The sequence below is a fragment of the Kitasatospora sp. RG8 genome, from assembly GCF_017813315.1.
Classification (GTDB): Bacteria; Actinomycetota; Actinomycetes; order Streptomycetales; family Streptomycetaceae; genus Kitasatospora.
The window spans coordinates 60,059-83,638 of record NZ_JAGIYX010000002.1 but is presented as its reverse complement, the minus strand read 5'-3'; the positions used below and the strand labels follow the sequence as shown (position 1 = coordinate 83,638).

The window sequence follows — 23,580 nt, the reverse complement described above, 5'->3', positions numbered from 1 at the left end:
GGGTCTCCCCGGCCGGAGGCCGGGGAGGGTGGGCATGGCAGTGGGGGGCACCCGGCGGTTCGGTGCCCCCCACTGCGGTGGTGCTACTTGCTGCGGCCGGCGTTGATCAGCTCGGCGTGCTCCTGGAGCGACATCACCCCGACCTCGTCGCGCAGCAGCGCGTCGATGCCCTGGACGGCGGCGCCCATGGCCTGGACGGTGGTCAGGCAGGGCACGGCACGGGCGACGGCGGCGGTGCGGATCTCGTAGCCGTCGAGGCGGCCGCCGGTGCCGTACGGCGTGTTGATGATGAGGTCGACCTCGCCGTCGTGGATCAGCTGGACGATGGTCCGCTCGCCGTTCGGGCCCTCGCCCTCGCTGTGCTTGCGCACCAGCGTGGACGGGATGCCGCCGCGCTGGAGCACCTCGGCGGTGCCGGCGGTGGCGAGCACCTCGAAGCCGAGGCCGACCAGCGCGCGGGCCGGGAAGACCAGGTTGCGCTTGTCCCGGTTGGCGACCGACACGAAGACCTTGCCCCGGGTCGGCAGCGCGCCGTAGGCACCGGACTGGGCCTTGGCGTAGGCCGTGCCGAAGACCTTGTCGATGCCCATGACCTCGCCGGTGGAGCGCATCTCCGGGCCGAGGACGGTGTCCACGCCGCGGCCGTGCACGTCGCGGAAGCGGCTCCACGGCATCACGGCCTCCTTGACGGAGATCGGGCAGTCGGCGGGCAGCGTGCCGCCGTCGCCCTCGGCCGGGAGCAGGCCCTCGGCGCGCAGCTCGGCGATGGTGGCGCCGAGCGAGATCCGGGCGGCGGCCTTGGCCAGCGGGACGGCGGTCGCCTTGGAGGTGAACGGCACGGTGCGGGAGGCGCGCGGGTTGGCCTCCAGCACGTACAGGATGTCGCCGGAGAGGGCGAACTGGATGTTGATCAGGCCGCGGACGCCGACGCCGCGGGCGATCGCCTCGGTGGAGGCGCGCAGCCGCTTGATGTCGTAGCCGCCGAGGGTGATCGGGGGCAGCGCGCACGCGGAGTCGCCGGAGTGGATCCCGGCCTCCTCGATGTGCTCCATGACGCCGCCGAGGTAGAGCTCGGTGCCGTCGTAGAGCGCGTCGACGTCGATCTCCACCGCGTCGTCGAGGAAGCGGTCGATCAGCACCGGGTGCTCGGAGATGAGGCCAGCGTGCCGCTCCAGGTAGGAGGCGAGGGAGGCCTCGTCGTAGACGATCTCCATGCCGCGGCCGCCGAGCACGTAGGACGGGCGGGCCAGGACGGGGTAGCCGATCTCGTCGGCGATCGCCTTGGCCTCCTCGAAGGAGAAGGCGGTGCCGTGCTTGGGGGCGGGCAGGCCGGCGTCGCGCAGCACGCGGCCGAAGGCGCCGCGCTCCTCGGCGAGGTCGATCGCCTCGGGCTGGGTGCCGACGATCGGCACGCCGTTGTCCTTCAGCGCCTGGGCCAGGCCGAGCGGGGTCTGGCCGCCGAGCTGGACGATGACGCCCGCGAGCGGTCCGGCCTGCTGCTCGGCGTGGACGATCTCCAGCACGTCCTCCAGGGTGAGCGGCTCGAAGTAGAGCCGGTCGGAGGTGTCGTAGTCGGTGGAGACGGTCTCCGGGTTGCAGTTGACCATCACGGTCTCGTACCCGGCGTCGGCCAGCGCGAAGGAGGCGTGCACGCAGGAGTAGTCGAACTCGATGCCCTGGCCGATGCGGTTCGGGCCGGAGCCGAGGATGATCACGGCGGGCTTGGTGCGCGGGGCGACCTCGTTCTCCTCGTCGTAGGACGAGTAGAAGTACGGGGTCTTGGCGGCGAACTCGGCGGCGCAGGTGTCGACGGTCTTGAACACCGGGCGGATGCCGAGCGCGTGCCGGACCTCGCGGACGACGTCGGGGCGCAGGCCGCGGATCTCGCCGATCTGCTGGTCGGAGAAGCCGTGCCGCTTGGCGTGGCGCAGCAGCTCGGGGGTGAGCTCGGCGGCCTCGGCCAGCTCGGCGGCGATCTCGTCCAGCAGGAAGAGCTGGTCGACGAACCACGGGTCGATCTTGGTGGCGTCGAACACCTCCTCCGGGGTGGCGCCGGCGCGGATGGCCTGCATGACGGTGTTGATCCGGCCGTCGGTGGGCACGACGGCCTTCTCCAGCAGCGCGGCCCTGTCCCCGACCGGGCCGGTCCAGGTGAACTGGGAGCCCTTCTTCTCCAGCGAGCGGAGCGCCTTGTTCAGCGCCTCGGGGAAGTTGCGGCCCATGGCCATGGCCTCGCCGACCGACTTCATGGTGGTGGTCAGCGTGGCGTCGGCGCTCGGGAACTTCTCGAACGCGAACCGCGGCACCTTGACCACGACGTAGTCGAGGGTCGGCTCGAACGACGCCGGCGTCTGCTCGGTGATGTCGTTGGGGATCTCGTCGAGGGTGTAGCCGACGGCCAGCTTGGCGGCGATCTTGGCGATCGGGAAGCCGGTCGCCTTGGAGGCCAGCGCGGAGGAGCGGGACACGCGCGGGTTCATCTCGATGACGATGACCCGGCCGTCCTCGGGGTTGACCGCGAACTGGATGTTGCAGCCGCCGGTGTCGACGCCGACCTCGCGGATGACGGCGATGCCGACGTCGCGCAGGATCTGGTACTCGCGGTCGGTGAGCGTCATCGCCGGGGCGACGGTGATCGAGTCACCGGTGTGCACGCCCATCGGGTCGAAGTTCTCGATGGAGCAGACGACCACGACGTTGTCGTTCTTGTCGCGCATCAGCTCCAGCTCGTACTCCTTCCAGCCGAGGATGGACTCCTCCAGGAGCACCTCGGTGGTCGGCGAGAGGGTCAGGCCCTGGCCGGCGATGCGGCGCAGGTCCTCCTCGTTGTGGGCGAAGCCGGAGCCGGCGCCGCCCATGGTGAAGGAGGGGCGGACCACGACCGGGTAGCCGCCGAGGGTGTCGACGCCGGCCAGCACCTCGTCCATGGTGTGGCAGATGACGGAGCGGGCGGACTCGCCGTGGCCGATCTTGGCGTTGACCGCCTCGACGACGCCCTTGAAGAGCTCGCGGTCCTCGCCCTTGTGGATCGACTCGACCTTGGCGCCGATCAGCTCGACGTTGTACTTGGCGAGCACGCCGTTGGCGTCCAGCGAGATCGCGGTGTTGAGCGCGGTCTGCCCGCCGAGGGTCGGCAGGAGGGCGTCGGGGCGCTCCTTGGCGATGATCTTCTCGACGAACTCCGGGGTGATCGGCTCGACGTAGGTGGCGTCGGCGATCTCCGGGTCGGTCATGATCGTGGCCGGGTTGGAGTTGACCAGGACGACCCGCAGGCCCTCGGCCTTGAGCACCCGGCAGGCCTGGGTGCCGGAGTAGTCGAACTCCGCGGCCTGGCCGATCACGATCGGGCCGGAGCCGATGACCAGGACGGACTTGATGTCGGTGCGCTTAGGCACGCTGGCCCTCCATAAGGCTCACGAAACGGTCGAAGAGGTAGGCCGCGTCGTGCGGGCCGGCCGCCGCTTCGGGGTGGTACTGCACGCTGAAGGCGGGCACGTCCAGCGCCTGGAGGCCCTCGACCACGTCGTCGTTCAGGCAGACGTGGGAGACCTCGACGCGGCCGTAGGGCGTGTCGCTGACCTTGTCCAGCGGTGCGTTCACGGCGAAGCCGTGGTTGTGCGCGGTGACCTCGACCTTGCCGGTGGTGCGGTCCTGCACCGGCTGGTTGATGCCGCGGTGACCGTACTTGAGCTTGTAGGTGCCGAAGCCCAGCGCGCGGCCGAGGATCTGGTTGCCGAAGCAGATCCCGAAGAACGGGGTCTTGCGCTCCAGCACACCCTGCGCGAGGGCGACCTGGTGGTCGGCGGTGGCCGGGTCGCCCGGGCCGTTGGAGAAGAAGACGCCGTCCGGGTTGACCGCGTAGACCTCCTCCAGGGTGGCGTTGGCCGGCAGCACGTGCACCTCGATGCCGCGCTCGGCCATCCGCTGCGGGGTCATCGCCTTGATGCCGAGGTCCAGCGCGGCGACGGTGAACCGCTTCTCGCCGATCGCGGGCACCACGTACGTCTCGGTGGTGGCGACCTCGGCGCAGAGGTCGGCGCCCTTCATCTCGGGCGACTGCTGCACCTTGGCGAGCAGCGCGGCGTCGTCCGCCAGCGTCGGGCCGGAGAAGATGCCGCAGCGCATGGCGCCGCGCTCGCGCAGGTGGCGGGTGAGCGCCCGGGTGTCGATGCCGCTGATGCCGACGACGCCCTGGCGGACGAGCTCGTCGTCCAGCGAGCGCCGCGAGCGCCAGTTGGACGCGACCCGGGCGGGGTCGCGGACGACGTAGCCGGCGACCCAGATCTGCTTGGACTCGTCGTCCTCGTCGTTCCAGCCGGTGTTGCCGATCTGCGGGGCGGTCATCACGACCACCTGGCGGTGGTACGACGGGTCGGTCAGGGTCTCCTGGTAGCCGGACATGCCGGTGTTGAAGACCGCCTCGCCGAAGGTCTCGCCGGTCGCGCCGTAGGCCTGGCCGCGGAAGATCCGGCCGTCCTCCAGGACGAGCACGGCGGCGGGGCGGCTCAACGGCGCACGCTCCCGCCCTTGGCGCTGCGTGGTGGGGGCAGGTGCGGTCATGGAGCGGCCTCTTCCGTCTTCGTCTTCGTACGTGTTGCGAGTTGAGCGACCGCCTCGACCCAGGCGGCGTGCTCGTCGGGGTGGTCGGCCCGGAAACCCGAGTCCAGGGCGGTCCCCTCGTGCGTCCAGGTGACGACGAGCAGTCCGGACGGGACGACCTTTCCGGCGATCCCGGAGTCCGTCCGGGCACCGGTGAGGTGCTCGGCGGGGATCCAGAGGTCGACGTCGCCGGGGCGCCGTACCAGCAGGCCGTTCTCACCGAGGGTCAGGTCGGCACGGCTGCGGGTGCCCAGGCCGTGCGCCACGACCCGGTCCAGCCAGTTCCCGGCGGTGGTGGTGCCGTGGTACCGGCCGCTGGTCTCCAGGATGGTCCGGCCGGCCCGCTCCGGCACGGCGGGCAGCGCCGGGATGCCGGACTGGAGGGTGCGCCGCCAGTTCCAGCCCTGGCGCATCAGCCAGTAGACCAGGCCGATCACGATCAGCAGGCCGACGGCCCAGCCGATGTACCCGGGCCAGTTGGTGACCCTGGCCTGCTCCTGCGCGAGCAGCACCGGGGTCATACCAGCCCGCCCTGCTCGGCCAGCTCGCCGGCCAGCACGGTCGCGGTGCCGCGCAGGAAGGTGGCGTGCACCCGGCCGGGCAGGTCGAGGCCCCGGTAGGGGGTGTTGCGGGAGCGCGTGGCGAAGCTGTCGGGGTTCACGGCACCACGGTACGCGGGATCGAACAGCACCAGGTTCGCCGGCTCACCCACCGAGATCGGCCGTCCGTGGCCGCTCAGACGGCCGATCCGGGCCGGGCGGTGCGACATCCGGTCGGCGACGCCCTCCCAGTTCAGCAAGCCGGTGTCGACCATGGTCTGCTGGACGACCGAGAGCGCGGTCTCCAGGCCGACCATGCCCATCGCGGCGACGGCCCACTCGCAGTCCTTGTCCTCGGCCGGGTGCGGCGCGTGGTCGGTGGCGACGGCGTCGATGGTGCCGTCGGCGAGCGCCTTGCGCAGCGCCTGGACGTCCTCGGCGGTGCGCAGCGGCGGGTTCACCTTGTACACCGGGTCGTAGGAGCGGACCAGCTCGTCGGTCAGCAGCAGGTGGTGCGGGGTGACCTCGGCGGTGACGTTCCAGCCCTTGGCCTTGGCCCAGCGGATGATCTCGACCGAGCCGGCCGTGGAGACGTGGCAGACGTGCAGGCGGGAGCCGACGTGCGCGGCGAGCAGCACGTCGCGGGCGATGATCGCCTCCTCGGCGACGGCCGGCCAGCCGCCGAGCCCGAGCTCGCCGGAGACCTGGCCCTCGTTCATCTGGGCGCCCTCGGTGAGCCGCGGCTCCTGGGCGTGCTGGGCGACGACCCCGTCGAAGGCCTTCACGTACTCCAGCGCGCGGCGCATGATCACCGCGTCGTCCACGCACTTGCCGTCGTCGGAGAAGACCCGGACGCCGGCCGCGGACTCGTGCATCGCGCCGAGCTCGGCGAGCTTCTTGCCCTCCAGGCCGACGGTGACGGCGCCGACCGGCTGCACGTCGCAGTAGCCGGACTCCTGGCCGAGGCGCCAGACCTGCTCGACCACGCCGGCGGTGTCGGCGACCGGGAAGGTGTTGGCCATCGCGTGGACGGCGGTGAAGCCGCCCATGGCGGCGGCCTGGGTGCCGGTGAGCACCGTCTCGGCGTCCTCGCGGCCGGGCTCGCGCAGGTGGGTGTGCAGGTCGACCAGCCCGGGCAGGGCGATCAGACCGGTGGCGTCGATCTCGATGTCGGCCTCGACGGTGAGGCCGGTGCCGATCTCCTTGACGACGCCGTCGGCGAGGTGGAGGTCCTGCGGGGCGCCACCGAGGAGCTGGGCGTTGCGGATCAGGTAGGTGGTCACTGAGCGGTCTCCACGGAGTCGGTGCGGGCGGGGTCGGCGGAGCCGTCGGCGAAGACGGCGCCGCCGAGCAGCAGGTAGAGGACGGCCATCCGGACGGAGACGCCGTTGGCGACCTGCTCGACCACGGTGCAGCGCGGCGAGTCGGCGACGTCGGCGGTGATCTCCATGCCGCGGACCATCGGGCCGGGGTGCATCACGATGGCGTGCTCGGGCAGCTGGGCCATCCGGGCGCCGTCCAGGCCGTAGCGGCGGCTGTACTCGCGCTCGGTCGGGAAGAAGGCGGCGTTCATCCGCTCGCGCTGCACCCGGAGCATCATCAGCGCGTCCGTCTTGGGGAGCACGCTCTCCAGGTCGTAGCTGACCTCGCAGGGCCAGTTCTCGATGCCGATCGGCAGCAGCGTCGGCGGGGCCACGAAGGTGACCTGGGCGCCGAGGGTGGTGAGCAGGTGGACGTTGGAGCGGGCGACCCGGCTGTGCAGGATGTCGCCGACGATGGTCACCCGGCGGCCGGCGAGGTCACGGCCGGCACCCGCGTTGAGGTGGCGGCGCATGGTGAAGGCGTCGAGCAGCGCCTGGGTGGGGTGCTCGTGGGTGCCGTCACCGGCGTTGATGACGCTGCCGTGCAGCCAGTCGGACTGGGCGAGCCGGGCCGGCGCGCCGGAGGCGTGGTGCCGGATGACGACCGCGTCGGCGCCCATGGCCTGCAGGGTGAGCGCGGTGTCCTTGAGGCTCTCGCCCTTGGAGACCGAGGAACCCTTGGCGGAGAAGTTGATGACGTCGGCGGAGAGCCGCTTCTCGGCGACCTCGAAGGAGGTCTTGGTCCGGGTGGAGTCCTCGAAGAAGAGGTTGACGACGGTCCGGCCACGGAGCGTGGGCAGCTTCTTGACGGCCCGTCCGGAGAGCTGGGCCAGCTCCTCGGCGGTGTCCAGGATCAGCAGCGCGTCGTCGCGGGTGAGGTCGGCGGCGGAGACGAGGTGGCGCTTCACGCGGGTTACTCCGGGAGGTGCGGTTCGGACGGCCGGGAGGCCAGGGCCTGCGACGATCGGGCCGCGTAGTCGCGGTCGCCGACCAGGACGGCGTCCACGCCGTCGGTGTCGGCGAGGCGGACCTGCACGGCCTCGCGCAGCGAGGTGGGGAGGTTCTTGCCCACGTAGTCGGCGCGGATCGGCAGCTCGCGGTGGCCGCGGTCGACCAGGACGGCGAGCTGGACGGCCCGCGGGCGGCCGATGTCGCTGAGCGCGTCGAGGGCGGCGCGGATGGTGCGGCCGGAGAAGAGCACGTCGTCGACGAGGATCACCAGCCGGCCGTCGATGCCGTCGCCCGGGATCTCGGTGTGCTCCAGCGCGCGGGCGGGCTTGAGCCGCAGGTCGTCCCGGTACATGGTGATGTCCAGGGTGCCGAGCGGGATGTCGCGGCCGGTGATCTGGGCCAGCCTGGCGTGCAGGCGGCGGGCCAGGTGGACGCCCCTGGTGTGGATGCCGAGCAGCACGACGTCCTCCGCGCCCTTGGCGCGCTCGACGATCTCGTGCGCTATCCGGGTGATCACCCGGGCGATGTCCGTGCCGTCCAGCACCTGGTGCGGCGGTCGCGGCGTGGTTTCCTGGTGTGCGGTCATGCCGAAGCGGACCTCCTTCCCCGCCTCACGGGACGGGCCTTAAAGGATGTCTGGGATGGCCCCCGCCGACGCGGCGCGGGCTCCGGCCATCCTACCAGCGCGCTCACCGGCAAACGGACCTCCATCATTCCGCTTCTCCGGGTTAACGCCACGGACGCGCCACCGATGCGGGCCATTCGCACGACTGCCCCATTCGGCTTGACGCAACTACCTCACTCTACGTAACCTCACAGTGAGTTACGAGACGGGCGTCGAACCCACCGGTAACGACGTCGGCAATCGCCCGTGACCCACCACTGAACGCGAAGCAATCTCGTCCGGGGAGATCAATGTCCAGCGACTACGCGAAACAACTCGGAGGCAAGCTCCGAGCGATCCGCACTCAGCAGGGGCTCTCCCTGCACGGTGTCGAGGAGAAGTCCCAGGGGCGCTGGAAGGCAGTCGTCGTCGGCTCGTACGAGCGCGGCGACCGTGCGGTCACCGTGCAGCGGCTGGCCGAGCTGGCCGAGTTCTACGGCGTGCCGGTGCAGGAGCTGCTGCCCGGCGGTACGCCCGGCGGTGCGGCCGAGCCGCCGCCGCGCCTGGTGCTCGACCTGGAGAGACTCACCCAGGTCCCGTCCGAGAAGGCCGGCCCGCTGCAGCGCTACGCGGCCACCATCCAGAGCCAGCGCGGCGACTACAACGGCAAGGTGCTCTCGATCCGCCAGGACGACCTGCGCACCCTGGCCGTGATCTACGACCAGTCGCCGTCGATCCTCACCGAGCAGCTGATCTCCTGGGGCGTGCTGAACCCCGACGCGCGCCGTGCGGTGCGCGAGGAGGAGGCGAGCTGACCGCTCGCCACACCTGCCGAGCCTCGCCCTGACCTGCGGAAACGGGCGGGGCCCAGCAGAAACGTCACGGCGCGGCGCCCCTGACCGGGGGCCCGCGCCGTCGCGCTTCCGCGGCGCACGGCCGTCCGCCGAGCCGGGGCCGGGCCGCCCCGGCTCAGTGGACCGTGCCCAACGGGTGGCCCGGCACCGCCGCCACCCCGTCCAGCCGCACCGCTCCCCCGGCCGGGGCCCAGTCCCGTCCGTCGCAGGCCCAGGCCCACGCCGCCTGCCGGAAGCACTGCCCGGCGGCCCCGCCACGGGGCTCCCCGGCCGCCCCGGCGGACGCCGCCGCACCCTGCGCGCCGTGCAGCACCGCCAGCCCGGGCAGCTCCCGGACCAGCCCGGCACAGAGCACCGCGCAGACCAGCTCCAGGTCCTCGTCGTTGATCCGGACGACGCCGTCCTCCCACTGCAGCACCCGGGCCGCCGCCGTCAGCCGCCCGCCGGGCGCGTCCACCGCGAGCCGCAGCTCGTACACCCCGGCACCGGCGCCGACCAGCATCCGGCGGAACACCTCGGCGCCGCGCTGGTAGGCCTCCCGCACGGCCCCGTCACCGGCCTCGTACAGCCCGCCGTCCAGCAACAGGTCGGCGTGGCGCAGCGTCAACCCGTTCTCCCTGGCCCGGACCAGCCGCGGCACGAAGTCGCCGGCCAGCTCCTCGCCCTGGTAGGCGAGGAGCTGGGTCTGGAGCGGCGGGTTGACCAGGTAGCGGTCGCGGGCGGCCGGCTCGGCCGGATCGAGGCCGTTCAGCAGGCAGAACTCCTCGAAGTCCTGCGGGTGGAACATCCGGGCCCGGACGGTGTCGAAGCCGCGCCGGGCCTCGGTCAGCAGCTCGGCGGTGTCCCGCAGGTAGGACGCGTAGTCGGGGGCGTCGGACAGGCGCCAGGCGCGGGCCCGCTCGAAGTCGGCCGCGCTGGTCAGGACGCCGATGACGAAGGCCTGGTCACCGCCGGCCGGGCGCCGCCCGGCCCGCTCGTGCCGTGACCTCGCGCGGGGGCGCTGGCCCGCGGCGGTGCAGTCGGGGGTGCGGCGGGCACGGCCGTTGCGGCTCATGCGCCCACCCCGCTTCGCCCGGCAGGGGCATCCGCCCACGCGCACCTCTTCATTGATCGCTCGCGGCGGTGGCTCATCGGTGGGGCTCCTGCGGGGCGGACGGACGGGGCGGTCAGCGGCGGCAGTGCCGCTGACCGTTGTCCTCCCCAGCCCCGCGCGTCGCACACGTACGGCGTGTCACAGGAATGTAACCGAACGTGAGACGGGTGCCCCGGCCGCTCCCGGTCCGGCCACCGCCCCGGCGGCGGCCGTCACGCCGGGCACCGGCCTCGCCCCGGGCGTGGTCGTCACCCCGGGCGTGGTCGTCACACCGGGCGCGGCACCCGGGCCAGCTGACGGGACTGCGCGACCAGGCGGCCGGACTCGTCCCAGACCTCGGCGTCCTCCTCGAAGTAGCCGCCCGCCACGTTGCGGGTGGCGTGGGTGACGCGCAGCCAGCCGGGCACCGGCCGGGCCCGCAGGTGGACGGTCAGCTCGATGGTGGGCGCCCAGCCGGGCAGGCCGAGGTCGAAGGTGACCGGCGGCAGCGCGTCGGCCACCAGCAGGAGCATCAGCGGGTCGGGCCGGCGGCCGTCGGCGAGCCGGAACCAGCCCTGGATCCGCCCGTTGCCCGAGGGCTGCCCGAGCGCCCAGCCGATGGTGGCCGGGTCGAGCCGCAGGTCGAACCGCTCCAGCAGGGCGGCCTGCGCGATCAGCTCCTTGGGGGCGTGCTCGACGCCGATGCACTGCTCCGGCGGCGGCAGCTGCGGCGGCCGGGCGGCGGTGCGCACCTCGCCGTCGTCGGCGGCGAGGTCACCGTGGCTGGCGACCACCCGGAGCCGCTCGACGCCGTCCTGGCTGAGCGAGGCGGTGCCGGTGGAGAGCGAGCGGCCGGAGCGGAGCACCTCGGTACGGACGGTGGCCGGGCCGGGGGTGGAGGCGGAGAGGTAGTAGCCGCTGATCGAGACCGGGTCGGCGTGGCCGTCCCGGCCCTGCGCGGCGTGCTCCAGGGACAGCGCGTGGCCGGCCATGGCGAGCAGCAGCCCGCCGTTGACGCCGCCGCCGATCTGCCAGCCGGCGCCCAGCTCGCCGTCGTAGCGGCCGGGCTCGTCCGGGTGGCGGGTCAGGGCGATGCCCTGGTCGAACTCACTGCGGATCGCCGTGGTCATGGGGGGTGGCCTGCCCTTCGCTGGGGGATCGCTGGGGGTCGCCGGCGGGCGGGGCCGCGGGCGCACCAGGTTACTGGCGAGTAGGTCCCCACCATAGGCCACCGGGGCGAAACGCACGACGGCCGCCGGACCCCTTTTCGGGGTCCGGCGGCCGTACGTCGGGTGCTGCTACCGGCGGATGCTCGGCTTCAACTCCAGGAAGCGGGCGAGCAGGCCGTTCACGAAGGCCGGGGAGTCGTCCGTGGAGAACTCCTTGGCGATCTCGACGGCCTCGTCCAGGACGACCGCGTCCGGGACGCCGTCCTCCCAGATCAGCTCGTACGCGCCGAGCCGCAGGACGTTGCGGTCCACGATCGGCATCCGGTCGAGCGTCCAGCCCACCGCGTACTCCGAGATCAGGTCGTCGATCCGGCGGGCGTGCTGGACATAACCCTCGACCAGCTCCATCGTGTACTCGCCGACCTGCGGGGTGCCCTCGTCCGGCTTGGGCTCCCGGGCACGGGCCACCCAGTCCGCGAGGACGGTCAGCGGGTCGACGTTGCGGTGGTCGGCCTCGAAGAGGATCTGGAAGGCCCGCGTACGGGCCTTGCTGCGTGCGGCCGACACGGACTTACTTCACCCGGCCGAGGTAGCTGCCGTCGCGGGTGTCGACCTTGATCTTCTCGCCGGTCACGATGAACAGCGGGACGGCGATCTCGGCGCCGGTCTCCAGGGTGGCCGGCTTGGAGCCACCGGTGGAGCGGTCGCCCTGCACACCCGGCTCGGTGTGGGAGATGGTCAGCTCGACCGAGGCCGGGAGCTCGATGTACAGCGGGGCGCCCTCGTACATGGCGACCAGGGCCTCGAAGCCCTCCAGCAGGTACTTGGCGGCGTCGCCGACGACGGCGGGCTCGACCGTGGTCTGGTCGTAGGTGTCCGTGTCCATGAACACGAAGTTCTCGCCGTCCTTGTACGAGAACTGCATGCCGCGCTTGTCGACGTTGGCGGTCTCGACCTTGGTGCCGGCGTTGAAGGTCTTGTCGACGACCTTGCCCGTCAGGACCTCCTTGAGCTTGGTCCGCACGAAGGCCGGGCCCTTGCCGGGCTTGACGTGCTGGAACTCGACGACGGACCAGAGCTTGCCGCCCTCCAGCTTGAGGACCATGCCGTTCTTGAGATCGTTCGTGGAAGCCACGGGCGCACTTACTCCTGGATATAGCTGTCAAGGAACCAAGGGGTGCGTCCTGCCGGCTGCGGCAGCCTCCCGGGCAGCCGCGGGCCTACAGGGCGAGGAGCTCCTTGGTGGTGATGGTGAGCAGCTCGGGCCCGCCCTCTTCGAGGGGGCGTACGACGAGCGTGTCCTCGATCCGGACGCCGCCCTTGCCCGGGAGGTGAACCCCCGGACCGACGGTGACCGGTACGCGGCTGTCCAGTTTACCCATGTCCGACGGACCGAGGCGCGGCGCCTCCCGGATCTCCAGCCCGATCCCGTGACCGACCGGGTGCGGCGAGCTCTCGGTGTGCCCGGCCGCCTGGAGGATCTCCCGCGCGGCCTGGTCGGGTACGTACTGCTCGACCCCCGGCCCGAGCGCCTCCCGCCCGGCCCGCTGCGCCCGGAAGACCAGCCGGTGCAGCTCGACCTGCCAGGGCGCGGGGGCGGCCCCGATCACGAAGGTCCGGGCGGTGGAGACGCCGTACCCCCGGTACTGCGCGCCGAGCACCACGGTGAGGAAGTCGCCCTCCTCCACCCGCCGGTCGGTCGGCTGGTGGGCCTGCTGGCCGGAGTGGCTGCCGGTGCCGACCGAGACCGGGAAGGCCGCCCGGTCCGCACCGTGGTCGATCATCCGGCGCTCCAGCTCCATCGCCAGGTGCCGCTCGGTGCGGCCCACCAGGATCGACTCCAGCAGCTCGCCGAGCGCCTGGTCGGCGATCTCGGCCGCGATCCGCAGGTCGGCGATCTCGTGCTCGTCCTTGACCACCCGCAGCCGCTCGACCGCCTGCCCCAGGTCCGCGAGCCGGACCCCCTCGGCCAGGCCCGCCACCGCCCGGTGCCGGCTGACGGTCAGGTCGTGCTCCTCCACCGCGAGGTCCGACACCCTCAGCCGCGCCGCCGCGGCGGCGGCCGCCAGAGCGGTGTCCGCCCCCGCCGCCACCGGCACCTGGGTCACGTCCTCCGCGATCAGGTGCTCCCCGGTGTCGTCCGGCGGAAGGTCGTCCGGCAGCGCCAGCAGCACCCGCTCCCGGGTCAGCAGCAAGGTCGCCCCGCATGGCGGACACCCGGTCAGGTACCGCACGTTCGCCGTCCGGGTGATCAGCGCCGCATCGACCCCGGACGCACTGCAGTGCTCCCTCAGGCGCTCCCGCCGGCCCGCGTACGCATCAGACATGCGTCGAGCCTACGGAGCCCCACTCCGATCCGCCCGCCGAGCGCCCCCACCCGGGCACGTGTCGCCCCGGGCCGGGCGGCCGGGCCCTCCCCCGGCACGGCCGCCCCCTGCTCCAGGCCCCCCGCACGGGAAGTCGGAGGGGCCGACTTCCCGTGCGGCGGTGGCACACGGGCCCGACCGGGTCACGGCGCTCCGGCGGCCCGGGAATGGGCGGGGCGGGGCTTGCGTTGGAGCAGACGAAAACGACATCCATTCCCGCGTACGGCCTCGACCGGCCCCCGAACGAGCCGGCCGCGACCGTGCCTCCCACCCCAGGAGGATTCCCATGGCCCGCAGCGAACAGCGCCCCGTCGTCCGGCTCAGGTCCACGGCCGGGACGGGCTTCACGTACGTGACCCGCAAGAACCGCCGCAACGACCCGGACCGGCTGGTGCTGCGCAAGTACGACCCGGTCGCGCGGCAGCACGCCGACTTCCGCGAAGAGCGCTGAACCGGCCCGCTCCTCTCCCCCGTCCCGCCCCCGAAGGAGGCCCTCATGAAGCCCGGCATCCACCCCGCCTACCGCCCGGTCGTCTTCCGCGACAAGGCCGGCGGGCTGGCGTTCCCGACCCGCTCGACGCTGACCGGCGACGGGACGGTCGAGTGGGAGGACGGCACCACCTACCCGGTGGTCGACGTCGAGGTCTCCTCGGCGAGCCACCCCTTCCACACCGGCCGGTCCCGCGTGACGGACACCGCCGGCCGTGTCGAGCGCTTCCACCGGCGGTACGGCGAGCGGCGCGGCTGAGCCCGCGCGCGAACGCCGAAGCGGCGCCCGTCCGGCCCTCACGGGGCCGGGCGGGCGCCGCTTCACGTCCGCGGGCCGCTCAGCGCGGCGGCGGGGCGGGGACCACCGCTACTTCGCCGGCCCCGGGGCGGCACCCTCCGGGGCGACGGCCTGCGCCGCGCCGGTCGGCGAAGCGCCGCTCTCCGAAACGGCCGTCGCCGCCCCCGGCACCGCCGCCTTCGCGCTCGGGCTCCACCGCTGCTCGACCCCCGCGAGCCGCCAGTAGGCGATCGCCGCCGCCCAGACCACCACGAACAGCGCGACGATCGCGTAGCCGACGTTGTCCAGCGAGATGTCCGCGATCCAGCCGCTGACCGGGTCGGTCAGGTCCAGCTTCTCGTGCAGGACGCCGACCAGCTCGATGGTGCCGATGATGAACGCGACCGCGATCGACAGCCCGGTGATGGTCAGGTTGTAGTACACCTTGCGTACCGGGTTGGAGAACGCCCACTGGTACGCGAAGTTCATGAACGTCCCGTCCAGCGTGTCGAACAGGCTCATCCCGGCGGCGAACAGCAGCGGCAGGCAGGCGATGGCGTACCAGGGCAGGCCGGAGGCCGCACCGGAGCCGGCCATCACCATCAGGGTGACCTCGGTCGCGGTGTCGAAGCCGAGGCCGAGCACCATGCCGACCGGGAACATCTGGCCGGGCCGGGTGATCGAGCGGGTCGCCCGGTTCAGCACCCGGGCCAGGAAACCGCGCGAGTTGAGGTGCTCCTCCAGCTCCGCCTCGTCGAAGTGCCCGGCCCGCATCTTCCGGAACACCTTCAGGATGCCGAACAGGGCGGCCAGGTTGAGCGCGCCGATCAGGTAGAGGAAGGCGCCGGAGGCGGAGGTGCCGATCATGCCGAGCCACTTGTGGGTGGTCGACTCGTCGTCCATCAGCGTGTTGGCCAGCTGCGCGCCGCCCGCCACCAGCGTGGCCATGAGGACGACCATCGAGGAGTGCCCGAGGGCGAACCAGAAGCCCACCGAGACCGGCCGCTTGCCGTCCGCCATCAGCTTGCGGGTGGTGTTGTCGATCACCGCGATGTGGTCGGCGTCGAAGGCGTGCCGCATGCCGAGGGTGTAGGCGGTGATGCCCAGACCCACCCCGAAGACCTGGGTACCGACCTCGTACTTCTCGGGCGCGACGAGGAAGATCAGCGTCCCGAACGCCACCACGTGCATGGCCAGGATCACCCCGACCAGCCCGGCCGTGCGGATGGTGTCCTCTCGTCTCCACCGGAAAGTGGGCAGGACGGACGGCGCCGCCGGAGCAGCGGCGGTTTCGGGCAGGGTCATCTGCGGATCACGCTCCAGCACCTCGTGGAATGACGTTCGTGAGATGCCGTGGCCGGTCTCCTGGCTGACGGGGCTTCCGTACCCGCCTTCCCAGGCGCGCGATGCGCCCAGTGGCGTCGTGGGTACGGACGACTCCCCCGATCACAGTGGCGAGGGCCGCTCCGGACTTGGACCTTGAGGGTCCGTCACCGGTCTTCCCGAACACCACGGCGGGCTACACCGTAGGGGGCCGCGCATCACCCTTGCAAGGCTGCGCACCTGCGCAGGTGTCCAGGATCACAGGCCGGGGCTGCAAGAATGTCCGCATGCATCTCGTACCGGCCGACCGTGCGGGCCAGCGCACCATCGACGGGCACCGGGTCTGCGAGGCCATCGCCGCCATCGGCGACACCGGACACGTCCGGTCCTGGGCCGAGCGGTTCTCGCTGCTCGCCGACCCCGGGCGGCTCTCCCTGCTGCTCGCCCTGCACCGTGCCGGTCCGCTCGCCGTGACCGACCTCGCGGTGGCCACCGGCATGCGCGATCCCGCCGTCTCCCAGGCGCTGCGGCTGCTCCGCACGGCCGGAGTGGTCACCGGCGACAAGGACGGTCGTGTGGTGCGCTACCGGCTCGTGGACGACGCCATGCGCCCCCTGCTGGACGAGTGCGCCGCCGCCGAGCACCACGAGCCCGCGCCCGACACCTCCCCGGCCACCGCGGGCACCACCGACCACGAGCCCGCCGTCGCGGCCGGCTGACCCAACGCCCGGCGCGGTCGCACCGCACCCGCCCCGGCCGGGTGCGGACTCCGTGCGCCGTCCCACCCGCTCCACCCGGAGCGCGTCGTGCCGGCGGCCGCCCGGCGGCCCGGGTCAGCCCTCCCCCTCCCGCACCAGCCGTTCGAAGCGGCGCAGCGAGCGCCGGGCCAGCGGGTCCGTCGCGGGCCGCAGGGCGCCGGCCACCAGGCCGGCGGCGGGGAGGCGGAAGGCGCCGAGGAAGGCGAACCGGGTGCCCCCGGGCTCGGGGCGGGCGGCCATGCCGCCGAGCAGGAAGCGGCTGCGCATCAGGCACCAGCCCGGCGTCAGCTCGACGTCGAAGCGGGCCCGCAGGCGGCTGTGGCCCACCACCAGGGCCTCGGCGCGGCCGTCGGCCGGGCCCGCGGTGAGGCGGACCGAACGCAGGTCCGGCAGCCAGCGCGGCAGCCCGTCCTCCAGGTCGGCCGCGGCGGCCCAGACCCGGTCGAACGGCGCGTCGATCACCGTCTCGCGGACGCTGGCTCCGGGGGTGACGGCGGCGACGACGTGCAGCCGGCGCACCGGATCGAAGGCCGCCACCGGCCAGGGGATCTGCGTGCTCACTGCTGCCACGCCCTTCGGAAGCTGAGTCGGGCCCGGGAGAGCCGGGACTTCACGGTGCCGGCCGCCACGCCCAGCAGGTCGGCGGTGGACCGCTCGTCCAGGCCCTCCAGGTCGCGCAGCACCAGGACGGCGCGGTGTTCGGGGCTGAGCCGGGCGAGGACGTCCTCGATGTCGGCGGCCAGCTGCGGGTCCCCGGGGCGGGGCAGCTCGGAGAGGTCGGCCGGGACGCAGCGGGCGACCCGCCGCACGTGCCGGACCGCCTCCCGGACGGCGATCGAGCGGACCCAGCCGAACAGCGCGGCCGGGTCCTGGAGCTGGCCGAGCTTGCGGAATACGGCGATCAGCGCCTCCTGGGTGGCGTCGGGGCCGTCGTCCAGGGCGATCGGGCCGCAGAGCCGGCGGACGTAGGGCGTGACCAGCTCCAGCAGCTCACTCACGGCCAGCTGGTCGCCGCGCTGGGCGGCGCGGACCAGGGCGGTGACATCGCTCGCGGTTCGGGTGTCGGGACCATCCACATCCGCAACAGAGGCGGCGGACGGCCCGGACGTTCCCTCGCCCCCGGGGCTTTCCGGTGTGACGCTCGCCACGGGAACGTCCGGCGGGCCGGGCCGCTCCTGGGGGTGCCACACCGTCGCATCCCCTGGGGGACCACCGTGAACCGTCGCCGTACCGCCGCTCTCGCCGTCGCCACCGTCCTCGCCGCCGACGGCCTGCTGCACGTCTACTGGGCCACCGGCAGCACCTGGCCCGCGGCCGACTCCGCGTCGCTCTCCCGGGCGGTGCTCAACGCCGACGTGCCGTTCACGCCGCCCGTGGTGCTGCCGCTCGCCGCGGCGCTGTTCTCCGGGGCGGCGCTGGTGCTCGCCCAGGGCGGGGTGCTGGACGGGCTGGCCCGCCGGTTGCCCGCGGTGGCGCTGCGCTGGGGGCCGCGTGCGGTGGCCGGCGGGATGCTCGCCCGCGGGCTGGCCGGGCTGGTCTGGGCCACCGGGATCGGGGCCGACACCGGGTCCGTCTTCTACCCGCTCAACCTGGCCCTCTACACGCCGCTCTGCCTGGCCGGCGCGGCCGCCGCCTGGTCGGTGGCGCGGGACCGGGCCGACGGCTGACCGGGCGTCACGGGCCTCAGGCCTGCTGGCAGGCCGGGCACCAGAAGAGGTTGCGGGAGGCGTGCTGCTCCGTCCGGACGTCCGTCCCGCAGACCAGGCAGGGCATCGCGGCCCTGCGGTAGACGTAGACCTCTCCGCCGTGGTCGTCCACCCGGGGCGGACGGCCCATCGCCTCGGGGGTGTGCTCCGGGCGGACGGTGTCGATCCGGCCCGCGCCGACGCCCTCGTGCATCAACGCGACGAGGTCGGCCCAGATCGCGTCCCATTCGGCGCGGGTGAGGTCGCGCCCGGCCCGGTGCGGGTTGATGCCGTGCCGGAACAGCACCTCGGCGCGGTAGACGTTGCCCACACCGGCCAGCACCTTCTGGTCCATCAGCAGCGCGGCGACCGTCGTCCGGCTGCCGGATATCCGCCGCCAGGCGGGCTCCGGGTCCGCGTCGGCGCGCAGCGGGTCCGGGCCCAGCCGGGCGGCGACGGCGGCCTTCTCCGCGTCGGTGATCAGCGCACAGGTGTTGGGGCCACGCAGGTCGGCGTAGGCGTCGTCGTTCTCCAGCCGCAGCCGGACCAGGCCGACCGGCTCGGGCGCCGGCCCCTCGCCGAAGGTGAAGCCGCCGTAGAGGCCGAGGTGGACGTGCACCCACGCGTCGCCCTCGAAGCCGAGGAAGAGGTGCTTGCCGGTGGCCTCGGCCCCGGTCAGCAGCCGGCCGTCGACCAGCCCGGCGCTCTCGGCGAACCGGCCCTGCGGGCTGGTGGCGCGGACGGGGCGGCCCCCGAAGACCCGGGCGCTCTCGGCGGCGAGGCGGTGGATGATGTGGCCTTCCGGCACGGGCGTCGGCTCCCCCGGGTGGTTCGACAGGACGCGTCCATCATCGCAGCCGGCACCGACAGCCCGGCCGCACGAAGGCTCGGACGAAGGCGGGTACGAAGGCGGGTACGAGGGCCGGGTACGACGGCCGCGTACGAGGGCCGACGGCGACGGCCCGGGGCGGCAGGTCAGCGGACCGGGATGCCCATCAGCCGCGCCAGGATCACCCGGTCCAGCTCGGCGGCGGTCGCGGCGACGTCCAGGTGCGAGTTGTCGATGATCGGCAGGCCCGAGTTGTACCAGCCGGCCATCCGCCCGTGGATCCGGGCCACCTCCTCGTCGCTGAGCCGCCGGTTGCCGCTGCGCCGGGCGTTGCGGCTGAGCACCGAGTCCAGGCTGGGCAGCAGCACGACCGGGATCATGCCGGGCCCGATGTGGCGCTTCCAGCCGCCGAGCCCGATCGCCGGGCGGTCCGGGAAGACGGCGTCGTCGATGATGCAGGAGATGCCGTTAGCGAGGTAGTTGCGGCAGGCGAAACCGCAGGTGCGGCGGGCCAGCCGGTACTGCGCCTCGGACGCGTTGTTCCAGCCGGACTGCGGGTTGGCGAAGCCGGACTGCACCCACTCGCGGACGTCGTCCAGGCTGATGTGCGCGGTCGGCGTGGGGCGGCGCTCGGCCCAGTGCCGGGCGACGGTGGTCTTGCCGGCGCCGGCCGGGCCGATCAGCAGCACGGCGAGCGGCCCGGCCGGCGCGTGCGGCTGCGGGTGCGAGGGGAGCTGGACGGGTGCGCCGGAGGGCAGCAGGAAGTGCCCGGTGGCCCCGGCGGGCACGGGTGCGGACACCGGCGCGGGAGCGGCGGCCCGGGCGGGTGCCGTCGGGGCCGCCGGTGCGGGTGCGGGTGCGGGCGCCATCGGAGCGGGCGGCGGCACGGGTGCACCCGGCGCCACCGGCGCGGGACCGGCAGGCACGGGACCAGCGGGCGGGACGGTCGGCCGGCCGCCGTACGGGGGCCCGGCGGCAGCCTGCGGCGCGGGCGGAACCGGCAGCGGCGCCACCGGCGCGGGCTGCGGAACACCCGGCGTGGCCTGCGCGGAGCCCGGCGGGCCCTGCGGCGCCCCGCCCGCCGACGGCGGGGGTGGCGGTGGCGCGGAGGTCGCGGTGCCGGGGTACGGCGGGGCCGGCGGAGCGACGGGACGTGGGGGGACCTGCCCACCCCCGGCGTACTGCGTCACGGTCACCTCCCGACTTCTTTCAGCGGGGACACTACACGTCGGCCCGGCAGCGGGCACAGTCCGCCGCCGGGCCTCTGACGAGGGCAGCCGCCCCCCGCCTCAGCGTGTGGTGAGCTGCTCGGCGAGCGCGCGCAGTGCCAGTTCGTACGAGCCGAGGCCGAACCCGGCGATGGTCCCGGAGGCGACCGCAGCGATCACCGAGGTGTGCCGGAAGGTCTCCCGGACGTACGGGTTGGAGATGTGCACCTCGATCAGCGGGGCGGTCCGCTGGGCGGCGGCGTCGCGCATCGCGTACGAGTAGTGGGTGAAGGCGCCCGGGTTGATCACCACGGGCACCTGGCCGTCGGCCGCCTCGTGCAGCCACTCCACCATCTGCTGCTCGGAGTTGGTCTCGTGCACCTCGACCTCGAAGCCGAACTCCTTGCCGAGCGCGGTGCAGCGCTCGACCAGCCCGGCGTACGAGGTGGCACCGTAGACGTCCGGTTCGCGGCTGCCGAGCCGGCCGAGGTTGGGGCCGTTGAGCACCATCACCCGGGTCACGAGGAGACCTCCGCGTACGCGGCGACCAGCAGCGACGGGTCGGGGCCCTCCAGCACGGAGGTCTTGCCCAGACCGTCCAGGACGATGAAGCGGATCAGGTCGCCGCGCGACTTCTTGTCGATCTTCATCGCGTCCAGCAGCTTCGGCCAGGCGTCCGCGCGGTAGCTGAGCGGCAGGCCGACCGAGGCCAGCACGGTGCGGTGCCGGTCGGCCGTCTCGTCGTCCAGCCGCCCGGCCAGACGGCCGAGTTCGGCGGCGAAGACCATGCCGATGGAGATCGCGGCACCGTGCCGCCACTTGTACCGCTCGTTGCGCTCGATGGCGTGGCCGAGGGTGTGGCCGTAGTTGAGGATCTCGCGCCGGCCGGACTCCTTGAGGTCCCCGGAGACGACGTCGGCCTTGACCTGGATGGCCCGCCGGATCAGCTCGACGGTGTGCGGGCCGGCCGGGGTCTTGGCGCCCTCCGGGTCGGCCTCGATCAGGTCGAGGATGGCCGGGTCGGCGATGAAACCGCACTTGACGACCTCGGCGAGGCCGGAGACGTAGTCGTGCTTCGGCACCGTCTCCAGGGTGTCGAGGTCGGCCAGTACGCCCACCGGCGGGTGGAAGGCGCCGACCATGTTCTTGCCCTCGGCGATGTTGATGCCGGTCTTGCCGCCGACGGCCGCGTCGACCATGCCGAGCAGCGTGGTGGGCATCGAGATCCAGCGGACCCCGCGCAGCCAGGTGGCGGCCACGAAACCGGCCAGGTCGGTGGTGGCTCCGCCGCCGAGTCCGACGATCACGTCGCTGCGGGTGAAGCCCGTCTGGCCGAGGACCGACCAGCAGTAGGCGGCGACCTCGGCGCTCTTGGCGTCCTCCGCGTTGGGCACCTGGAGGACGATCGCCTCGTAGCCCTCGCCGAGCAGGTCCTCGCGGATCGCGTCGGCGGTGGCGGCGAGCGCCTCCGGGTGGATGAGCGCGACCCGCTTGGCCCGGGTGCCGATCAGCGGCGCCAGCTCACCGAGCAGCTGGTGCCCGACGAGCACGTCGTACGGGTCGTGGCCGGCGCTGCCGCCGACGTGGATCGTGACGGTGTCACTCATGGGGGGTCTTCAACTCCAGTGCTTCCAGTACGGCGTCCGCGACCTGCCCGGGGGTACGGCCGGCGGTGTCGACGACGGCGGTGGCCACCTCCAGGTAGAGGGGGCGACGGGCCTCCATCAGCTCCCGCCAGCGGGCCCGGGGGTTCACGGCCAGCAGCGGGCGGGGGGCGTCCAGGCCGACCCGCTTGACCGCGTCGGCCAGCGGGACCTCCAGGAAGACCACCGGCAGCTCGTGCAGCAGCGCGCGGGTGGCCTCGGCCATCACCGCGCCGCCGCCGAGCGCGAGCACACCGCCGTGGCCGCCGGCGGCCGCGCGCACCGCGCCGGCCTCCAGCTCGCGGAAGTGCGGCTCGCCCTCGTCGATGAAGATCTCCGGGATCGGCTTGCCGGCCAGCTGCTCGACGTCGGCGTCGGTGTCCCGGAACCCGACGCCGAGGCGCTCGGCGAGGACCCGCCCGACGGTGGACTTGCCACTGCCGGGCGGGCCGACCAGCACCACCAGGGGGCTGGTCATCGGACGATCAGGTTGTCCAGGTAGCCCTGGACGTTGCGGCGGGTCTCGGAGACGTGGTCGCCGCCGAACTTCTCGTTCACCGCGTCGGCCAGCACCAGGGCGACCATCGCCTCGGCGACGATGCCCGCGGCCGGGACGGCACAGACGTCGGAGCGCTGGTGGTGGGCCTTGGCCGGCTCACCGGTGCGCACGTCCAGGGTCTGCAGGGCACGCGGGACGGTCGCGATCGGCTTCATCGCGGCGCGCACGCGCAGCAGCTCACCGGTGGAGAGGCCGCCCTCGGTGCCGCCGGAGCGGCCGGAGGTGCGCTTGACGCCCTCGGCGGTCGGCACGATCTCGTCGTGGGCCTGGGAGCCGGGCACGCGGGCCAGGTCGAAGCCGTCGCCGACCTCGACGCCCTTGATCGCCTGGATGCCCATCAGGGCGGCGGCGAGGCGGGCGTCCAGCCGCCGGTCCCAGTGCACGTGCGAACCGAGGCCGACCGGCACGCCGTAGGCGAGCACCTCGACCACGCCGCCCAGCGTGTCCCCGTCCTTGTGGGCCTGGTCGATCTCGGCGACCATCGCCTTCGACGCGTCGGTGTCCAGGCAGCGCACCGGGTCGGCGTCCAGCTTGGCCTCGTCGGACGGCAGCGGCAGCACCCCGGCCGGGGCCTTGGCGGCGGCCAGCTCGACCACGTGGCTCACGATCTCGATGCCGCAGGTCTCCTTGAGGTACGCGCGGGCGACGGCGCCGAGCGCGACCCGGGCGGCCGTCTCGCGGGCGCTCGCGCGCTCCAGGATCGGACGGGCCTCGTCGATCGAGTACTTCTGCATACCGGCCAGGTCGGCGTGGCCGGGGCGCGGGCGGGTCAGCGCCTCGTTGCGGGCGAGGCCGGCCAGCACCTCGGGGTCGACCGGGTCGGCCGACATGACCTGCTCCCACTTCGGCCACTCGGTGTTACCGACCATGATCGCCACCGGGCTGCCCATGGTCTCGCCGTGCCGGACACCGCCGAGGAAGGTGACCTCGTCCTGCTCGAACTTCATCCGTGCGCCGCGACCGTAGCCGAGCCGGCGGCGCGCCAGCGCATCGGCCACCACGGCGGTGGTGACCGGTACACCGGCGGGCAGGCCCTCCAGCGTCGCGACCAGTGCGGGGCCGTGCGACTCCCCCGCCGTCAGCCAGCGCAACGTACCCAACGGAGCTCCTTCATCAGCGGGCCGGCCACGGGTGCAGCCGTGACCCGCCCGGGCGTGCCTTGTCCCTGAATCCTTTCATGCCCCGGGCACACCCGGGGGCGGAGTCCGGGTGACGGACGGCAACCGGCCGACCGGCGGACGCGGCGGCGCGCAACCACGCCGGAACGGCGGGTTGCACCGCGGTGAACCGACCC

At 73.3% G+C, this 23,580-nt stretch carries 24 protein-coding genes, 1 pseudogene and 1 riboswitch; of the genes and pseudogenes, 5 read left to right on the top strand and 20 right to left on the bottom strand.

The features are described from left to right. Positions 1 to 83: 83 nt before the first annotated feature. Genes carB through pyrR form a run of 6 tightly spaced genes read right to left on the bottom strand, consistent with a single transcriptional unit; the run spans position 84 to position 8,036 of the window. On the bottom strand, positions 84 to 3,395 hold the full coding sequence (gene carB / locus J5Y04_RS03290) for a carbamoyl-phosphate synthase large subunit (protein ID WP_209410242.1): 3,312 nt from the start codon (positions 3,393 to 3,395) through the stop codon (positions 84 to 86). Next, a complete protein-coding gene (gene carA / locus J5Y04_RS03285; RefSeq protein ID WP_245204198.1) occupies positions 3,388 to 4,560 on the bottom strand; it encodes a glutamine-hydrolyzing carbamoyl-phosphate synthase small subunit in 1,173 nt (390 codons plus the stop codon). Before carA ends, carB begins: the two co-directional genes overlap by 8 nt. Next, positions 4,557 to 5,120, bottom strand: a complete 564-nt coding sequence (locus tag J5Y04_RS03280; RefSeq protein ID WP_209410234.1) for a hypothetical protein — start codon at positions 5,118 to 5,120, stop codon at positions 4,557 to 4,559. The genes carA and J5Y04_RS03280 overlap by 4 nt, the downstream gene beginning before the upstream one ends. Next, positions 5,117 to 6,421: a dihydroorotase gene (locus tag J5Y04_RS03275; RefSeq protein WP_148647550.1), complete on the bottom strand. Its 1,305-nt coding sequence runs from the start codon at positions 6,419 to 6,421 to the stop codon at positions 5,117 to 5,119. Before J5Y04_RS03275 ends, J5Y04_RS03280 begins: the two co-directional genes overlap by 4 nt. Continuing rightward, complete coding sequence (locus J5Y04_RS03270) at positions 6,418 to 7,407, bottom strand: aspartate carbamoyltransferase catalytic subunit (RefSeq protein ID WP_148647551.1); 990 nt, start codon at positions 7,405 to 7,407, stop codon at positions 6,418 to 6,420. Before J5Y04_RS03270 ends, J5Y04_RS03275 begins: the two co-directional genes overlap by 4 nt. A gap of 5 nt (positions 7,408 to 7,412) precedes the next feature. Beyond that, positions 7,413 to 8,036, bottom strand: coding sequence for a bifunctional pyr operon transcriptional regulator/uracil phosphoribosyltransferase PyrR (gene pyrR, locus J5Y04_RS03265; RefSeq protein WP_209410225.1), 624 nt, complete (start codon positions 8,034 to 8,036; stop codon positions 7,413 to 7,415). Positions 8,037 to 8,365: 329 nt separating this feature from the next. Between pyrR and J5Y04_RS03260 the strand changes: the two genes are divergently transcribed. Continuing rightward, positions 8,366 to 8,869, top strand: coding sequence for a transcriptional regulator (locus tag J5Y04_RS03260; RefSeq protein WP_031072501.1), 504 nt, complete (start codon positions 8,366 to 8,368; stop codon positions 8,867 to 8,869). A gap of 154 nt (positions 8,870 to 9,023) precedes the next feature. On the opposite strand, the gene J5Y04_RS03255 is transcribed toward J5Y04_RS03260, so the two are convergent. From J5Y04_RS03255 to J5Y04_RS03235, 5 genes are all read right to left on the bottom strand, one after another. Then, positions 9,024 to 9,962: a hypothetical protein gene (locus tag J5Y04_RS03255; RefSeq protein ID WP_209410223.1), complete on the bottom strand. Its 939-nt coding sequence runs from the start codon at positions 9,960 to 9,962 to the stop codon at positions 9,024 to 9,026. 305 nt (positions 9,963 to 10,267) lie between these two features. Then, a complete protein-coding gene (locus J5Y04_RS03250) occupies positions 10,268 to 11,110 on the bottom strand; it encodes a thioesterase family protein (RefSeq protein WP_209410221.1) in 843 nt (280 codons plus the stop codon). Between the two features lie 168 nt (positions 11,111 to 11,278). Continuing rightward, a complete protein-coding gene (gene nusB / locus J5Y04_RS03245) occupies positions 11,279 to 11,716 on the bottom strand; it encodes a transcription antitermination factor NusB (protein ID WP_148647555.1) in 438 nt (145 codons plus the stop codon). A gap of 4 nt (positions 11,717 to 11,720) precedes the next feature. Then, positions 11,721 to 12,284 carry an elongation factor P gene (efp, locus tag J5Y04_RS03240; RefSeq protein ID WP_148647556.1) on the bottom strand — a complete coding sequence of 188 codons (564 nt, stop codon included), beginning with the start codon at positions 12,282 to 12,284 and terminating at the stop codon, positions 11,721 to 11,723. 85 nt (positions 12,285 to 12,369) lie between these two features. Then, positions 12,370 to 13,476 (bottom strand): Xaa-Pro peptidase family protein, encoded by a 1,107-nt coding sequence (locus J5Y04_RS03235; protein ID WP_209410219.1) that lies wholly within the window; start codon positions 13,474 to 13,476, stop codon positions 12,370 to 12,372. 325 nt (positions 13,477 to 13,801) lie between these two features. Here J5Y04_RS03235 and rpmG point away from each other — a divergent pair, with 325 nt between their 5' ends. After that, positions 13,802 to 13,966: a 50S ribosomal protein L33 gene (rpmG, locus tag J5Y04_RS03230; protein ID WP_148647558.1), complete on the top strand. Its 165-nt coding sequence runs from the start codon at positions 13,802 to 13,804 to the stop codon at positions 13,964 to 13,966. Positions 13,967 to 14,011: 45 nt separating this feature from the next. Next, a complete protein-coding gene (locus J5Y04_RS03225) occupies positions 14,012 to 14,263 on the top strand; it encodes a type B 50S ribosomal protein L31 (protein WP_209410216.1) in 252 nt (83 codons plus the stop codon). 108 nt (positions 14,264 to 14,371) lie between these two features. Here J5Y04_RS03225 and J5Y04_RS03220 read toward each other — a convergent pair whose 3' ends face one another. After that, positions 14,372 to 15,586, bottom strand: a complete 1,215-nt coding sequence (locus J5Y04_RS03220) for a HoxN/HupN/NixA family nickel/cobalt transporter (protein WP_209410214.1) — start codon at positions 15,584 to 15,586, stop codon at positions 14,372 to 14,374. Between the two features lie 32 nt (positions 15,587 to 15,618). Beyond that, positions 15,619 to 15,810: riboswitch (cobalamin riboswitch) on the bottom strand. 81 nt (positions 15,811 to 15,891) lie between these two features. Between J5Y04_RS03220 and J5Y04_RS03215 the strand changes: the two are divergent. Then, a pseudogene (locus J5Y04_RS03215) lies at positions 15,892 to 16,233 on the top strand (ArsR/SmtB family transcription factor); the annotation flags it as partial. A 204-nt stretch (positions 16,234 to 16,437) separates the two neighbouring features. Here the strand turns inward: J5Y04_RS03215 and J5Y04_RS03210 are convergent. Both J5Y04_RS03210 and J5Y04_RS03205 read right to left on the bottom strand, forming a co-directional pair. Beyond that, positions 16,438 to 16,923 (bottom strand): SRPBCC family protein, encoded by a 486-nt coding sequence (locus tag J5Y04_RS03210; protein WP_209410210.1) that lies wholly within the window; start codon positions 16,921 to 16,923, stop codon positions 16,438 to 16,440. Further along, on the bottom strand, positions 16,920 to 17,438 hold the full coding sequence (locus tag J5Y04_RS03205) for an RNA polymerase sigma factor (RefSeq protein WP_209410207.1): 519 nt from the start codon (positions 17,436 to 17,438) through the stop codon (positions 16,920 to 16,922). The genes J5Y04_RS03210 and J5Y04_RS03205 overlap by 4 nt, the downstream gene beginning before the upstream one ends. Positions 17,439 to 17,576: 138 nt before the next feature. On the opposite strand from J5Y04_RS03205, the gene J5Y04_RS03200 reads away from it, so the two are divergent. Continuing rightward, on the top strand, positions 17,577 to 18,029 hold the full coding sequence (locus J5Y04_RS03200) for a DUF3995 domain-containing protein (RefSeq protein ID WP_209410205.1): 453 nt from the start codon (positions 17,577 to 17,579) through the stop codon (positions 18,027 to 18,029). A gap of 16 nt (positions 18,030 to 18,045) precedes the next feature. Here J5Y04_RS03200 and J5Y04_RS03195 read toward each other — a convergent pair whose 3' ends face one another. From J5Y04_RS03195 to aroC, 6 genes are all read right to left on the bottom strand, one after another. Beyond that, on the bottom strand, positions 18,046 to 18,855 hold the full coding sequence (locus J5Y04_RS03195; RefSeq protein WP_209410203.1) for an Fpg/Nei family DNA glycosylase: 810 nt from the start codon (positions 18,853 to 18,855) through the stop codon (positions 18,046 to 18,048). A gap of 167 nt (positions 18,856 to 19,022) precedes the next feature. Continuing rightward, entirely contained in the window at positions 19,023 to 19,889 is an 867-nt protein-coding gene (locus J5Y04_RS03190) for an AAA family ATPase (RefSeq protein WP_209410201.1), read from the bottom strand. 276 nt (positions 19,890 to 20,165) lie between these two features. Then, complete coding sequence (gene aroQ, locus J5Y04_RS03185) at positions 20,166 to 20,594, bottom strand: type II 3-dehydroquinate dehydratase (protein WP_209410597.1); 429 nt, start codon at positions 20,592 to 20,594, stop codon at positions 20,166 to 20,168. Positions 20,595 to 20,602: 8 nt separating this feature from the next. Further along, positions 20,603 to 21,691: a 3-dehydroquinate synthase gene (gene aroB / locus J5Y04_RS03180; protein ID WP_209410199.1), complete on the bottom strand. Its 1,089-nt coding sequence runs from the start codon at positions 21,689 to 21,691 to the stop codon at positions 20,603 to 20,605. Then, positions 21,684 to 22,205 (bottom strand): shikimate kinase, encoded by a 522-nt coding sequence (locus J5Y04_RS03175; RefSeq protein WP_148647569.1) that lies wholly within the window; start codon positions 22,203 to 22,205, stop codon positions 21,684 to 21,686. Before J5Y04_RS03175 ends, aroB begins: the two co-directional genes overlap by 8 nt. Further along, a complete protein-coding gene (gene aroC, locus J5Y04_RS03170; protein WP_209410197.1) occupies positions 22,202 to 23,386 on the bottom strand; it encodes a chorismate synthase in 1,185 nt (394 codons plus the stop codon). Before aroC ends, J5Y04_RS03175 begins: the two co-directional genes overlap by 4 nt. Positions 23,387 to 23,580: the final 194 nt, after the last annotated feature.